The 14,020-nt window shown below is 40.2% G+C and carries 14 protein-coding genes and 1 tRNA gene; 11 read left to right on the top strand and 4 right to left on the bottom strand.

Translation table 11 applies throughout. The features are described 5' to 3' along the window. Positions 1-535: 535 nt before the first annotated feature. The 5 genes from AC2VOY_RS02770 to rnd all read left to right on the top strand — a co-directional run bounded on the left by AC2VOY_RS02770 (position 536) and on the right by rnd (position 5,686). The gene (locus AC2VOY_RS02770) at positions 536-1,009 is read left to right on the top strand and encodes a hypothetical protein (RefSeq protein ID WP_491832116.1); all 474 of its coding nucleotides are present in this window, start codon (positions 536-538) and stop codon (positions 1,007-1,009) included. Between the two features lie 234 nt (positions 1,010-1,243). Next, the gene (locus AC2VOY_RS02765) at positions 1,244-1,810 is read left to right on the top strand and encodes a Slp family lipoprotein (protein ID WP_491832115.1); all 567 of its coding nucleotides are present in this window, start codon (positions 1,244-1,246) and stop codon (positions 1,808-1,810) included. Then, entirely contained in the window at positions 1,811-2,716 is a 906-nt protein-coding gene (locus AC2VOY_RS02760; protein ID WP_491832114.1) for an alpha/beta fold hydrolase, read from the top strand. A 147-nt stretch (positions 2,717-2,863) separates the two neighbouring features. Continuing rightward, a complete protein-coding gene (gene fadD / locus AC2VOY_RS02755; protein ID WP_491832113.1) occupies positions 2,864-4,534 on the top strand; it encodes a long-chain-fatty-acid--CoA ligase FadD in 1,671 nt (556 codons plus the stop codon). A gap of 33 nt (positions 4,535-4,567) precedes the next feature. Continuing rightward, a complete protein-coding gene (rnd, locus tag AC2VOY_RS02750) occupies positions 4,568-5,686 on the top strand; it encodes a ribonuclease D (protein WP_491832112.1) in 1,119 nt (372 codons plus the stop codon). A gap of 100 nt (positions 5,687-5,786) precedes the next feature. Here rnd and minE read toward each other — a convergent pair whose 3' ends face one another. Genes minE through minC form a run of 3 tightly spaced genes read right to left on the bottom strand, consistent with a single transcriptional unit; the run spans position 5,787 to position 7,670 of the window. After that, positions 5,787-6,053, bottom strand: coding sequence for a cell division topological specificity factor MinE (gene minE, locus AC2VOY_RS02745; protein ID WP_491832111.1), 267 nt, complete (start codon positions 6,051-6,053; stop codon positions 5,787-5,789). A 3-nt stretch (positions 6,054-6,056) separates the two neighbouring features. After that, the gene (gene minD, locus AC2VOY_RS02740) at positions 6,057-6,869 is read right to left on the bottom strand and encodes a septum site-determining protein MinD (protein ID WP_491832110.1); all 813 of its coding nucleotides are present in this window, start codon (positions 6,867-6,869) and stop codon (positions 6,057-6,059) included. A 21-nt stretch (positions 6,870-6,890) separates the two neighbouring features. Continuing rightward, entirely contained in the window at positions 6,891-7,670 is a 780-nt protein-coding gene (gene minC, locus AC2VOY_RS02735) for a septum site-determining protein MinC (protein ID WP_491832109.1), read from the bottom strand. A gap of 251 nt (positions 7,671-7,921) precedes the next feature. Here minC and AC2VOY_RS02730 point away from each other — a divergent pair, with 251 nt between their 5' ends. Together AC2VOY_RS02730 and AC2VOY_RS02725 are read left to right on the top strand one after the other, a co-directional pair. Beyond that, a complete protein-coding gene (locus AC2VOY_RS02730) occupies positions 7,922-8,194 on the top strand; it encodes a YcgL domain-containing protein (RefSeq protein ID WP_491832108.1) in 273 nt (90 codons plus the stop codon). Between the two features lie 2 nt (positions 8,195-8,196). Then, a complete protein-coding gene (locus AC2VOY_RS02725; protein WP_491832107.1) occupies positions 8,197-9,177 on the top strand; it encodes a lytic murein transglycosylase in 981 nt (326 codons plus the stop codon). 124 nt (positions 9,178-9,301) lie between these two features. Here the strand turns inward: AC2VOY_RS02725 and folD are convergent, their stop codons facing one another. Beyond that, positions 9,302-10,156, bottom strand: a complete 855-nt coding sequence (gene folD / locus AC2VOY_RS02720) for a bifunctional methylenetetrahydrofolate dehydrogenase/methenyltetrahydrofolate cyclohydrolase FolD (protein WP_491832106.1) — start codon at positions 10,154-10,156, stop codon at positions 9,302-9,304. Positions 10,157-10,355: 199 nt separating this feature from the next. On the opposite strand from folD, the gene AC2VOY_RS02715 reads away from it, so the two are divergent. From AC2VOY_RS02715 to AC2VOY_RS02700, 4 genes are all read left to right on the top strand, one after another. Further along, positions 10,356-10,432, top strand: a tRNA-Arg gene (locus AC2VOY_RS02715). Positions 10,433-10,845: 413 nt separating this feature from the next. Beyond that, a complete protein-coding gene (locus AC2VOY_RS02710) occupies positions 10,846-11,904 on the top strand; it encodes a hypothetical protein (RefSeq protein WP_491832105.1) in 1,059 nt (352 codons plus the stop codon). Then, entirely contained in the window at positions 11,904-13,073 is a 1,170-nt protein-coding gene (locus AC2VOY_RS02705; RefSeq protein WP_491832104.1) for a BamA/TamA family outer membrane protein, read from the top strand. The genes AC2VOY_RS02710 and AC2VOY_RS02705 overlap by 1 nt, the downstream gene beginning before the upstream one ends. After that, entirely contained in the window at positions 13,073-14,020 is a 948-nt protein-coding gene (locus tag AC2VOY_RS02700) for an alpha/beta fold hydrolase (protein ID WP_491832103.1), read from the top strand. The genes AC2VOY_RS02705 and AC2VOY_RS02700 overlap by 1 nt, the downstream gene beginning before the upstream one ends.

The raw sequence follows: 14,020 nt of genomic DNA, 5'->3' as shown, positions 1-14,020 counted from the left end.
ATGCTCTTGATTTATGTCTCAAAAATTAATAATAATGAGATCTATGCTAGAAATAACAAATAAATCAATCAATTGTGAAATAAAATATACCTATCAAAAAGAGTTATATTAGCTTGCTTTAAATCTACAACCCTACTTTTCGAAAATTCACTACATTTTATTCCTATATTCCTATATTCCTATATTCCTTTTTCATTAGTTTTATATCTAAAAATTAGATTTTAATTTTCAATGAGTTATATTTTTATTTAATTTCATATGAAATGATGAAAATTAGCGTAAAACAATGAATTTAATCGCAAAAAAAATGATTATGTAATGTTTTTACGAGATTTTGCTCACGTTTTTGCCTTGAAGATTTGTGTTTTGTGTGATTGACATCACAAAAATCATTGTCTATTATTTAGGCATGGGCTGAGATGACAACTCATCGTCTGTTCGGTTTTAAGGCTTTAGAATTATTCTGTTCATGTTTTATATCAGCAACGAATAAAAAGATAAATAAAGTCTAGGGTTTTAATCTATGGAGAGAAAGATGAAAATTTTTAAAACTAGTGCTTTAGTATTTACTTTTTTATTCGCAGCGCAATCATATGCGCAAATTTCAATGTCAAATAAAGTCGCTTTAAATGGCTTAGTTTGGAGTGCAGATTTAACGACTCCTTATAAAAATACGCAAACCACAGTTCGTTCAAGCACAGGTTTTGGGTATACGCTAACGGATGTTTCTTCTGCTGAATCTTATTCGGCAAAAGGCATTGTCCTGACCCAAGATTCAGTCTCAACTGATAATTTTATTGTGCCAAATTCAACATGGACGCTAGTGTCGTCGAATGATGCAAACTCCAAAGTCGCATTTAACAATAAGCAAGTCAGTTTAGACCCAGATGCATTATCAGACTCTAATACGGCAGACAGTATCAATATTTCAATTGATATGAGTAAACCTCAGTCAGAATCAGAACCGTCACATCTTGTTTTGTCTGTCTTAAACCGCCAAGATGTGTAATGTGATACATATCTTCTGTTAAATATGAAAAGCAACATTCCTCTTAAATTTAAAGCCTAGCTAATCAACTTAGTTAGGCTTTTTTGTGATTTAAATACGTAAAATAGTGTAAAATACGCCTTAATAAATGCACTTACTTTTAATCTTATCGTCTAAAGGATAAAGGTTGCAGTCAGTGTGTACGTATCTCTGATACCTTAATTGATTCGTCATAAGGCAAATAAAAGGATACCTATGAAGATATATCTTTCATTGATTAGTTTGTTGTTGCTTAGTGCGTGTAGTTCGATTCCTAAAAATTTGGAGTCGGATTCGGCGACGCTTGTAACAGACTATCAACTTTGGAAAGCATCTGATCCTGCGCAAAAACTTGAGGTTCGTATGGCGGGAGTGGTCGCAAAAGTTGAGAATAAGCAAGATAAAACCAGAATAGAAGTGGCAAATATCCCAGTTGATTCAGCAGGTAAGCCTAATTTATCGGTTAAACCGCAGGGGCGCTTTATTGCCTATGTCGATGGTTTTGTTGATCCCTTAAATATAAAACCAAACACATATGTCACTTTTTTAGGTGTGACTGAGGCGAGTGAGCAAGCAAAAATTGGTGAATTTGATTATTCTTATCCTGTGATGCGAGTTGAAAGCATGCGCGTTTGGCAAAAATCACAAGTCAATGTAGTCAATCCTCAGTTTAGCTTATGTTATGGCGGGTATCACCATAGACGCCATCGCGGTTTTAACTCACGTTTCTGTTCAGGTTTTTATGGGCCGCAACGTATTGATTCTTATGAAGTGCTTCGTTAAATGTGGGCAGAAGAAGTTCAATTTGATTTACCCCACATCCGCCTGCATGGGAAATGCCTAGGTCAACCAGCAACTGATAAGACTTGTGTCTTGTTTTTACATGGCTGGTTAGACAACGCAGCAAGCTTTGATTCGCTGATTGCACAGATTGGCAATAATTTAACAGCAAACCAAGCAAAGAGTTGTTATTTGCTTAGCCTTGATTTAGCCGGACATGGCTTGTCAGCACATAAATCAGTTGATAATTTCTATGCTTTTCATGAAAACTTGATCGATTTAGATCAATTGATTAAAAAGCTTGAGTTTGAGCGTTTGGTTCTGGTTGGACATTCATTGGGGAGTTTAATCAGTGCTGCTTATGCCAGTGCATATCCTGAAAAAGTAGCACAGTTGGTTTTAATCGAAGGGTGTTTACCTTTACATGAAACCGCAGATAAAAGCGCTCAACGCTTGCGTATGGGCTTAGCCTCAATAGATAGGGCGCTACATAAAAAAACACCAAAAGGCTATACCAGTTTTGAACAGGGGTTATCACATCGTAGTATGCATAACTTACTGTCTGTTGAACTCATTGAGCCAATCGTTAGACGTGGTTTGGTTTTTAATCAAGCCACTAATCTGTGGCAATGGCGCTACGATCCAAAATTAAAATCTGACTCTTTGTATCGGATGACACAAGACCAAGCAATCAGCATGGTGTCGCAGATCACTTGCCCATGCTTGATTATTTTAGGTGAAACGGGCTTTTTTGCACAAGACAAGGCACAAAGCTTTTTGATGGCTTATCATCAACTGCAAGACGCACACTATACTTATGTGAAAGGTGGGCACCATTGTCATTTAGAGAGTCCCGTACAAGTTGCAGAGCTTTTCGTTGAGTTTATTTTTGAAAAATCTGCGCTTTAGGCTATGCTATGCAAGTTTCAAGTTGTGTATCTGTAATTATCTTAACTATATCGCGACAAATTCAAGCATGATCGGCTAATTTTCTCTCATGCGCGCGCGTCAACAAACACAGATCTGCATAATAAAAAGAATATAAAGGATAAAATTTTGCAAAAAAACTGGCTGAATGCTTACCCAAGCGATGTCCCACATACTATCAACCCAGATGAATACTCATCTCTTGTCGATCTCTTTGAACAAGCTGTATTGAAATATGCTGATCAGCCTGCATTTTTGAATATGGGCTCAGTGATGACATTTCGTAAATTAGAAGAGCGCAGTCGCGCCTTTGCCGCGTATTTACAAAATGATCTTAAACTGCAAAAAGGCGATCGTGTCGCATTGATGATGCCAAATGTTCTGCAGTATCCAATTGCTTTATTTGGTATTTTGCGAGCAGGTATGGTTGCTGTAAATGTCAATCCTCTTTATACCCCGCGTGAGCTTGAACATCAGCTAAATGATGCCGATGTTCGTGCGATTGTGATCGTCTCAAACTTTGCGCATACGCTTGAAAAAGTGGTAGCGAAAACGAATGTGGAACATGTTGTTCTTACCAGTCTTGGTCAAATGTTGCCCAAAGTTAAGGGGAAGATGATTGACTTTGTGGTGAAATATTTAAAACGTATGGTGCCTAAATATAACTTGCCTGGTGCAGTTTCGTTTCGCAAGGCGTTGCGTAAAGGCCGACGTTTGCAATATGTCAAACTCCCGGTTGAGCCAAATGACGTCGCATTTTTGCAATATACAGGTGGCACAACAGGTGTCGCGAAAGGCGCTGTGCTGACACATAGAAATATGGTTGCCAATGTATTGCAAGCTAAAGCTGCTTACGGGCCTGTACTCTCCCCTGGGCGAGAGGTCATGGTTACTGCGCTGCCGTTATATCATGTGTTTGCATTAACCGTGAACTGCTTGTTAATTCTTGAGATTGGCGGTTGTAACTTAATGATCACCAACCCTAGAGATATTGATGGTTTTGTCAAAGAGCTCCAAAAATATCCTTTCACTGCGATTACAGGCGTGAATACCTTATTCAATGCGCTGGTTAATAACGAAGACTTTAAAGAAATAGACTTTAGTCAATTGCGTCTTTCAGTGGGCGGCGGGATGGCGATTCAACGCGCAGTGGCTGAAAAATGGCAAAAAATCACTGGCAAATACCTGTTGGAAGGCTATGGTCTTACAGAGTGCTCACCGTTAGTTGCCGCTTATCCGCATAATTTAACGGCTTATAATGGCTCGATTGGGGTGCCGGTTCCATCGACCGATATTCGCTTAGTTGATGATGAAGGCAATGAAGTGACAGAAGAAGGTGGCACTGGTGAGTTGCAAGTGCGCGGTCCGCAAGTGATGGCTGGTTACTGGCAACGACCAGAAGCAACCAAAGAAATCTTAACGGAAGATGGCTGGCTTTCAACGGGTGATATTGTTAAATTTGATGATGAAGGTTATTTGCATATCGTTGATCGCAAAAAGGATATGATTTTAGTTTCAGGCTTTAATGTTTATCCAAATGAGATTGAAGATGTGGTCGCAATGCATCCTAGCGTGTTAGAAGTTGCGGCGATTGGTCAACCCCATCCTGTTTCTGGTGAGATAGTTAAAGTGTGTGTGGTCAAGCAAGATGAGAGCTTAACGAAAGAAGAGCTTATCAAGCATTGCCGTGAACATTTGACCGGCTATAAGATCCCACGTGTTGTTGAGTTTTATGATGAACTGCCTAAATCTAATGTTGGCAAAATCTTGCGTCGTGAACTAAGAGAAAAAACAAGCTAACAAGCAAATGATGCTTAATTAAAAAGGATTCTTGTGAATTTCCAAATTATTACTACCACAGCTGCATTAAACCAAGTTTGCGAGCAAGCACAGCAATCAGATATTGTGATGTTAGATACTGAATTTGTTCGCACTCGGACTTTTTATCCAAATTTAGGTTTGATTCAGCTTTATGATGGGCAAACCTTGTCTTTGATTGATCCACTTGAAATACAAGATATGTCAGCATTTCAAGCCTTATTGATAAATCAAAGCGTGATGAAAGTCTTGCATGCTTGCGGCGAAGATTTAGAGGTCTTTCAAAATAGCTTTGGCTGCTTGCCAACACCTATGCGAGATACTCAGTTGATGGCCGCATTTTTAGGCCATGGTTTATCGACAGGATTTGCTGCATTAGTGAATGAATATCTTGAAGTCGAACTTGATAAGAGCGAGTCACGTACCGATTGGTGCGCGCGTCCATTAAGTCCTAAGCAACTTGATTACGCTGCGGCAGATGTTTACTACTTATGGCCTTTGTATCAAAAACTCGAGATATTAGTGACGGATGCGAACTGGCTCGAAGCGGTTGATCAAGAATCTAAGCTATTGCAAACAAAGCGAATTAAAGATATCAACATAGATAAACTTTATCGTCAAATGAAAGGCGTCTCTCAGTTAGATAATGTGGGATTATGTGTCGCAAAAGATGTTGTTGCATGGCGTTATCAGGAAGCGGTGAAACGTAATCTGGCATTAAATTTTGTGTTAAAAGAAGCAGAAATGCTCGAAGTTTGCATTCACTTGCCACAAAATCTACAACAGCTTAAATCACTAGAGGTCAACCCACACGTTGTTCGTCGACATGGTGACACCTTGATCCGCTTGGTCAAGCAGGGCGTTGACACCGCCAGTCGTGAGACCCTTGATCCTGTGACGCGCTTGGTGGATATGCCTGAATATAAGCAAGTGTTTAAAAAACTGAAAGATAAAGTCACGAGTGTGAGCAAAGAAACTGGACTTGCGCCAGAGTTTCTAGCCTCAAAAAAGCAAATTAATCAGCTGATTTCTTGGGTTTGGAAACGTCATAAAGAAGGCTCATTACCGGATGTAATGCAAGATTGGCGCTATGGATTATTTGGCGCGGAGTTACTTGCAAAACTAGAAGCATAAATTTATTTGCTAACGCAGAAGACAAAAAAGACAGCGAGGAAACATATAGTTATGCTTTCTCGCTGTCTTTTTTATTTGTGAAAAGTTTAGCTATTAAAGCTTAACTCTCTTCATCAGGTAGTTGGACATTTAATTCAAGAACAGAAAGATCTTCTTCTGTTTGATCCAACGTAATATTCACCATAGCCGGGTCAATCGCAACATATTTACGTATTACCTGTAGAATCTCCTCTTGTAGTTGAGGAAGATAAGAAGGTGTACTGGAACCATGATTGCGACGTTGTGCCACAATAATTTGCAATCGCTCTTTGGCTAAGTTAGCTGTGCCATTATTCTTTTTAGGGCGAAAGAACTCAATAATCGACATGCATTAACCCCCAAAGATTCGTTTGAATAAGCCTTTTTTCTCTTCCGTCAAGAAGCGAAATTCTTTTTCTTCTCCTAACAGTCTATCGACTGTGTCTTGATAAGCCAAGCCTGCATCTGATTCTTTTTCAAAGATAACGGGTACACCTTTGTTTGATGCATTGAGAACTGACTGGCTTTCAGGGATCACACCAAGAAGTGGGATATGTAGGATTTCTTCAACGTCTTCAACACTTAGCATATCCCCAGTATTTACGCGGGAAGGGTTGTAACGTGTTAATAATAAGTGTTGTTTAACCGGTGGCTTGCCTTCTTCAGCGCGTTGAGACTTTGAATCTAAAATACCTAAAATGCGATCTGAATCACGAACAGACGATACTTCTGGGTTGGTTGTGATAATTGCTTCATCTGCAAAATAAAGCGCCATGAGTGCGCCATGTTCAATACCAGCAGGCGAATCACAGATAACAAAGTCAAATCCCATCTCATCAAGATCAGATAAAACTTTCTTAACGCCTTCATGGGTCAGCGCATCTTTATCGCGCGTTTGCGAAGCTGGCATAACGAATAGGTTATCCGTTCGCTTATCTTTAATTAATGCTTGATTGAGAGTCGCTTCACCATTAATCACATTGACAAAATCATAAACAACGCGACGCTCACAACCCATCACTAAGTCAAGGTTACGTAAACCTATATCAAAATCGATGACGGCAGTTTTTTTACCACTTAAAGCAAGCCCAGAGGCAATTGCTGCACTCGATGTTGTTTTGCCAACGCCACCTTTTCCTGAAGTGACGACAATTATACGTGCCATTATGTATATTCCTTATGTATTTTAAATGGTGAGCGTTTCAAAAGTTAATTTATTATCTATTAAAGTTAGTATAACTTTTTTCTGCTTAAATTCATTATCTATCTGATCACTTAGCAAATATTGGCCAGCGATAGAAACTAATTCTGAGCGTTGATCATGAAAAATAACGCTAGCATCGGTTTGACCTTTCGCACCAGCAATGACACGTCCACGGCAACAACCATGAATTTGAATGCTTCCATCGGCCATCACTTCAGCGCCTTCACTCACATGGTTAAGCACGATTAAATCACAACCTTTAGCATACACTTGTTGACCAGAGCGAACAGGGTGCTTGATAATTCGAGCCGGTTTATTATTAAATGCTTCAACATCTTGGGAAGTGATTTCAGATTCTGCTTCTAGCGTAGCAGATGTGTCTTGAGGCGCAGCGTCGCTAGGTACAGCTTTAGGTTTTGCTTTGAGCTTACTTTGATACATGATGGCTAAGCCAGACTCGCGAATTTTTTGATATAAATTTTCATCGCGCTCGCAACCACTTACGCCCACAGGAAACATCCCAGCTTCACGTATACCCTGATTTAACATTTCAAAATCAATCAACGCTGGATCTGACTTTTCAATATTAATGACAACAGGCGCTGAGCGAAATAGGTTAGGGGAAGCGTCGACTTTTCCCTTTAAAAAGGATACGCACTCTTCTACGCTGGAGCTGCCAAGATGGAGAACAGAAAGAGAAAAATTGCTCCCTTTGAGATCAACTTTGCTTGAAGCGCTAGGTTGTACATGTGATTGAGTCATGAATGCAATCTCTTAAATCCATTAAATTATTCAATATTAAAGCAAGTTTATTCCAAAATATCAAAGCTGTTAGGTATAATCGTTTCAGATTCGGTATAATATATACCAAAGCTTGAGGTTTCAGTTTTTATTTGTCAAATTTTCGTTGTTTTTACACACTTAGCTTGAAAAACCTTGCCATCTAACCTCATTCTACCTGTTTTATTTGAATTGATAAATATAGCCGATAAGCTTATTTCAAAGGGATACTTATGCTTTGCTCGATTTATAAAAGCCGTAAAAAAGAAGGCGCTTACCTTTATCTTCCACGTAAGGATGATTTTTCAGAAGTTCCAGACCAATTAAGAGAGATTTTTGGTGCTCCTGAACTGGTGATGGTAATCAAATTAGATAAACATAATTTGGCGCTTGCGGATAAACAAAAGGTGATCGATTCAATTAAACAAGAAGGCTATTTTTTACAGCTGCCACCACCACCTGTAAACTTACTCGAAGAATACAAACAATCTAAATTAAAGGACTGAATATGAAGTTAGGAATCAAGTTGCTTTCTTTGACTTTAGCGTTAGGCATGTCAGCAAGTGCATTAGCAGAAACAAAAGTGCCATTTAATGACTATGTCAAAGAGTTAAAACAAGAAGCGGCTCAAAAGGGAATTTCACAACCTATTATCGATAAGGCATTTGCAAATGTGACCTTTAAGCCACGCGCAGTCACGGCAGATAAAAATCAGCCAGAAAAGCGTCAAACCTTAGATGAATATTTACCAAAAGCTGTGCCGGATTGGAAAGTGGCGATTGCAAAACGTAAATATCAAGAAAACTACCCGACTTTGAAACGTATTAGTGATGAGTATGGGGTTGCGCCACAATACATAGTTGCGCTGTGGGGCGTTGAAAGCAGCTTTGGTAAAATCCAAGGCAATTATTCGGTTATCGATGCATTGACGACGCTTGCCTATGATGGCCGTCGTGAAGAATTTTTTCGCAACGAAGTCATGGAAGCGCTACAAATTTTAGATGAAGGCCATATCAGTATTGAGCGTATGAAAGGCTCTTGGGCCGGAGCGATGGGGCAATGCCAGTTTATGCCAAGCTCATTCTTAAAGTTTGCTCAAGATGGTAATGGCGATGGCAAAAAAGATATTTGGTTGAATACGGCGGATGTCTTTGCATCAACAGCGAATTATTTGAAAGAATCCGGTTGGCAAGATGGCTATACTTGGGGCCGTCAAGTGAAAGCACCAAAAGGATTGGGCGAAGCTGTGGTTGGTCGTGAGCAAGAAAAAGCCAAAAAACTAAGTGAGTGGGCAGCGCTTGGCGTGACCAACTTAAACGGTACTGCGCTGCCAACGAATGTTGATATCGATGCATGGCTGATTGAACCAGACGATGAAAATGGTCGCGCGTATTTAATCTATAACAACTATCAAGTCTTAATGAAGTGGAACCGTTCGCATTATTTTGCGCTCTCAGTAAGTATTCTTGCTGATCGTATTATGCAATAAGCTTTCTTTAGTAAGCGCGCTAAAAACAATGCCCCAGTCAAGAATATACTCATGACTGGGGCATTTTAGTCTCTAGCTTACATACAAGTGACTAACTCTGAAGCAAGTCACTCGTTATGGTAAATTAACTATGGAACATCTCACAAGCTATTAAGGTATTCTCGATAAGGCTTGCAACTGTCATTGGACCAACCCCACCAGGCACTGGCGTGATATGGCTGGCTTTTTCTTTGGCAATATCATATTCCACATCACCAACTAAACGGCCATCGTCTAAACGGTTAATCCCAACATCGATCACAACCGCGCCTTCTTTTATCCACGCGCCGGGAATAAAGTTTGGACGACCGACAGCGACAACAAGAATGTCTGCTTGTTTAACAAAGTGTTCTAAATCATGTGTGAATCTGTGGCAGACTGTGGTTGTACAACCAGCGAGCAATAACTCAAGCGACATTGGACGGCCGACGATATTGGATGCGCCGACAACAACCGCATGTTTGCCATGAGTGGTAATTTGAGTGCGTTCCAGCAGTGTCATAATACCTTTTGGTGTACATGAACGAAGTTGCGGAATACGCTGACATAGGCGGCCTACGTTATAAGGGTGGAAGCCATCTACGTCTTTATCTGGTGAGATGCGCTCTAAAACTTTTGTACTGTCAACGCCTTCAGGTAAAGGCAACTGAACCAAAATGCCATCAATGGTCGGATCTTGGTTAAGCGAATCAATTAGCTCTAGAATCTCTGTTTCAGTTGAAGTATCTGCAAGATCAAAAGATTTAGACACAAAACCGACTTCTTCACATGCACGGCGCTTGCTTCCTACATACACCTGAGACGCAGGATCTTGACCGACTAAAACGACTGCCAAACCTGGCGCTCTAAGCCCTGCGGCTACACGGTCTTGGACTTTTTGTTTTACTTCTTGGCGAACAGTTTGAGCAATCAATTTGCCGTCTATATTTTGCGCTGTCATGATTTTCCTTGAATAATAGCAGAGTCAAAAAACGCGCTTATTGTCGCAAAAAAAATCTTAAATAGCTAGAAGCAAACGTTTGCAGTCGACTTGTATTTTTATCAAGCTGAAAATGTTGGATTTTTTTTAAGCAGTTAACAGGCTTTATATAGAAAATAATTGACCTTAGAGATCAAACTCGTATAATCACCCCCACAAAGCGCCCTTAGCTCAGTTGGATAGAGCACGTGCCTTCTAAGCATGTGGCCGCAGGTTCGAATCCTGCAGGGCGTGCCATATTAAGACCCCAACATCAAGTTTATTCTGGTGTTGGGGTTTTTGCTTTTATTCAAACGATAGTCTTGCTTTCAAGCGCTAGAGTCGGTGGATTTTAATCATCCTTACTCATCAAAAGCTTATCTTTTTCTCTTTTATATAAATATATTATATACTTTATAACTTGTTGTTAATCTTTAACAAATCGCATTTTTTTATTGATAATTTTTTCCATACATTAAATATGGTCACTTGATCTAATTCACAAATGCTTAATTTGTGAGATAATGCGCGGCTAATATTTGCGAGCAGTGTGGCACCTAAGTTATTGACTATATAACTTAATGAAAAGACTTATGATTGCCGGCTCAATGGATGAATTCAATTAATTTTAAGTAAGGCAGATGGCCTTGCTGATAGGAATAGTGACAATCATGAAAAAGCTATTAAGTGTTTCAACTCTTATGCCTGTGCTATTAGCAAGCTGGGGGGTGAGTGCTGAAGAGACCAATACAAGCCCATCATCAATACAAGAGCCTAGTGCTAGTTTAAGCCAGCCATTACATGATCCAGAAAATGACCGCATGTTCCCAATCTGGGGGCCAGAAGCACGTGCTCGTGGCTATGAATTACCTAAAGCATACGGCTTTTCATTAAGTTATATGAATATGGATCAACCGCTTCATATTAAAAGCATTGATTTAAGTGGCCAAGCACTAGGCGGAGCCTTAGGTGAGGATCTCGATGACTTATCAGATATCAGTGGCCCTTTGTTTGATGATTTTTTAGATATCTCTGATGCTGATCAAACTGCTGATAACGTTACATTACGCGCCGATATGTGGGTGCTGCCATTCTTGAACTTTTATGGTCTTATTGGTTATACCGAAGGGGATAGCGAAGCGCCGATTACCTGCCGCTCTGATCGCCCTGGCTTCTCATTACGTCCTGATTCACCAGCGGATAATATTTTAGCTGGTATCTTAAATGATAAAGATTTATGTGGCGCTGCTGGTAACGGTGAATCACGTCGCGTTGGCACATTTAAGCTTGATTACGAAGGCTTTACCTATGGTGTTGGGATGACGCTTGCGGGCGGGGTGGGCAATTGGTTTACCATCATGGATCTTAACTTCTCACGCACAGAGCTGGATATCTTAAGTGGTCAAATTGACTCGCTCGTGTTCTCGCCACGTGTCGGTTATCGCTTTAATCCTGGTGGCCATGAGCTACGTGTTTGGGTTGGCGGCATGTATCAAGGTGTGCAGCAAGAAATGGCAGGTAATCTCTCAGATATCTTGAGTGGTCCCATTGGTAATGCCGTTCATGAAATATCACCTGATGGACGCTTTAAAGTCAAGCAAGAGCTAGATTCAGAGTGGAACACAACCCTTGGTGCAAACTATGTGATCAATCGTAGCTGGGGGATTATTACTGAATTCGGATTTGGTGATCGTGACAGTTATTTCGCGGCCCTTGAGTATCGTTATTAATGAAAAAAGCTCTACTTTTAAGTCTATTCTCAATTTTATCTGTGATCAGCGTGAATTCGTTTGCGGTCACGCCTTTATTTGAAGATACGGTCAAAGATCCAAATGCGCCGCAAGGATTTGTCGAAAAGTTTTTAGCCGACATGGGCGCATCAGATACCTATGACAGCAGTAAAGACATAGATTTTTCTGTCCTGCCAGGGCCTTTTTATACCCCAGAGATGGAAGTAGGGCTTGGTTTATCTGCTGTCGGCCTATATCAAATTGGTGATGAGAAAGGCACAGATCACCAACCTTCAAATATTACGATTAATGCTTTCTTATCTTCAAACCTTTCTGCAGGAATAACCGTCAATAGTACGACTTTACTGCATGGTGGTTTACATAGATTTGAATTTACAGGTGAGTTGTCCAACAGCCCAGACATTTATTATGGTGTGGGCTATGATGCCGGTCAGCGCAATCAAAATGAAGTGGACTACACCCGTAAAGTTTTACAGGTCACGCCTAAATATTATTTTAGAATTCGTCCAAATCTTTATTTTGCAACAGGTTTTGATTATAAAAATACCCGTGTGCACAATCCAGAGCCGGAAGAAGATGGTAACCCTGCAGCGGATGATTTAACTGGCAACCAAGAAGCAGGTTTTTTGCTTAACTTGACCTATGACTCACGTGACTTTTTGCTTAATGCATCCGAAGGTTGGTTGATGCAGCTTGATTACGCGCGCTACATTGAAGCCATTGCCGATCATGACTTTTCGACGTATAAATTCAATCTTGCAAATTACGTTGATTTAAGCCCAATGCCAGGTTTGATAGCATGGCAAGTTAAAGGCAGTTTTACCGGTGGGGATGTGCCTTGGACCTATATGCCACTGGTCGGTGGCGGCTCAAATTTACGTGGTTATTTAGAAGGTCGTTATCGTGATCGCCAAGTGGGTTACTCGCAAATCGAATATCGCTTACCGATTAAAGATCGTCATGGAATGGTCACTTGGGTGGGCACTTCTACACTTGGTAATAAATTGCATGATTTAGGCGATGACTTTTTAATGAGTTATGGGGTTGGCTATCGTTTTCGGATTAAAGATAGGGTAAACCTTCGTCTTGATTATGCGATAGGCGAGCATGATTCAACGGTTTATTTTAATGTAAATGAGGCATTTTGATGAAAAAGATATTTCTGGCTTTGATGGCGCTTATTATTAGCGGCTGCTCTTCAACCACAAATCTTTATGCTGAGCGACTCGAATATAAAGCCCAAGCAGATGGTTTTGTTGAGCGCAAAATAGCCTTTACCGACGGCTCAAGCGTGATTCATTTTTGGGATAACCAAAAGCAAGATAAACCTATCGTGCTATTGCTTCATGGAGTAGGAGGGGATGCGATTTCTAACTGGCAAAATGCCATGCATGTCCTTGCTCAAAACTATCATGTATTGGTGCCTGATATTCTTTGGTATGGTCAATCGACAAGTAATTTGCCGGCTAATTTAGATAGTCAAATTCTTGCTATGACGCAATTTTTAGAATTGGCAGCGCCGAACCAAAAAGTGAATGTTGTGGGCCACTCTTATGGCGGCTTTATCACTTATGGCCTCATGGCAAAAACAGATAAAGTGAAATCTGCAACTATCATCTCAAGCCCAGGTGGCAGTTTTGATGCGCAAGACTTAAATACTATGCTTGCCGGCTTTGGGGTTGAAAAACCAAGTGAGCTCTTTGTACCAAGAAATGATAAAGAGTTTAAACGTTTAATTAACGCAAGTAGCTTTTTAAATGTAGATCTTGTTCCAGCAATTAGCTTTGATGGCGTTTATGAACATTATTTCACCGGTAATGCCGAGCAAAAATCGATTATGCTTGATCACTTGATTGAATCACGTGATGAACTGGTGAGTAAGATCGCTGTTAAAAAAGCCCAGCAACAACTGCCGCCAATTCAACTTATTTGGGGTGAAGATGATAGAATTTTCCCGCTTGATAGTGGTATGCGCTTAAGTAAAGAGTTGTCTGCACCTTTATATATTGTCACGGACAGTGCACATAATATATTGCTTGAGAAGCCGGGCACAGTCAGCCGCTTATTGACTGAATTTTTAGTTATGAATCAATGA

Source organism: Vibrio sp. KMM 9700 (assembly GCF_058545285.1).
This window is presented reverse-complemented; position numbering and strand designations above follow the sequence as displayed.

Excerpts from the sequence above, each read along its gene's own strand:
- AC2VOY_RS02770 (WP_491832116.1), top strand. The coding sequence starts at position 536 with ATGAAAATTTTTAAAACTAGTGCTTTAGTATTTACTTTTTTATTCGCA.
- AC2VOY_RS02765 (WP_491832115.1), top strand. The coding sequence starts at position 1,244 with ATGAAGATATATCTTTCATTGATTAGTTTGTTGTTGCTTAGTGCGTGT.
- AC2VOY_RS02760 (WP_491832114.1), top strand. The coding sequence starts at position 1,811 with ATGTGGGCAGAAGAAGTTCAATTTGATTTACCCCACATCCGCCTGCAT.
- minE (WP_491832111.1), bottom strand. The coding sequence starts at position 6,053 with ATGTCGATTATTGAGTTCTTTCGCCCTAAAAAGAATAATGGCACAGCT.
- minD (WP_491832110.1), bottom strand. The coding sequence starts at position 6,869 with ATGGCACGTATAATTGTCGTCACTTCAGGAAAAGGTGGCGTTGGCAAA.
- minC (WP_491832109.1), bottom strand. The coding sequence starts at position 7,670 with ATGACTCAATCACATGTACAACCTAGCGCTTCAAGCAAAGTTGATCTC.
- AC2VOY_RS02730 (WP_491832108.1), top strand. The coding sequence starts at position 7,922 with ATGCTTTGCTCGATTTATAAAAGCCGTAAAAAAGAAGGCGCTTACCTT.
- AC2VOY_RS02725 (WP_491832107.1), top strand. The coding sequence starts at position 8,197 with ATGAAGTTAGGAATCAAGTTGCTTTCTTTGACTTTAGCGTTAGGCATG.
- folD (WP_491832106.1), bottom strand. The coding sequence starts at position 10,156 with ATGACAGCGCAAAATATAGACGGCAAATTGATTGCTCAAACTGTTCGC.
- AC2VOY_RS02710 (WP_491832105.1), top strand. The coding sequence starts at position 10,846 with ATGAAAAAGCTATTAAGTGTTTCAACTCTTATGCCTGTGCTATTAGCA.
- AC2VOY_RS02705 (WP_491832104.1), top strand. The coding sequence starts at position 11,904 with ATGAAAAAAGCTCTACTTTTAAGTCTATTCTCAATTTTATCTGTGATC.
- AC2VOY_RS02700 (WP_491832103.1), top strand. The coding sequence starts at position 13,073 with ATGAAAAAGATATTTCTGGCTTTGATGGCGCTTATTATTAGCGGCTGC.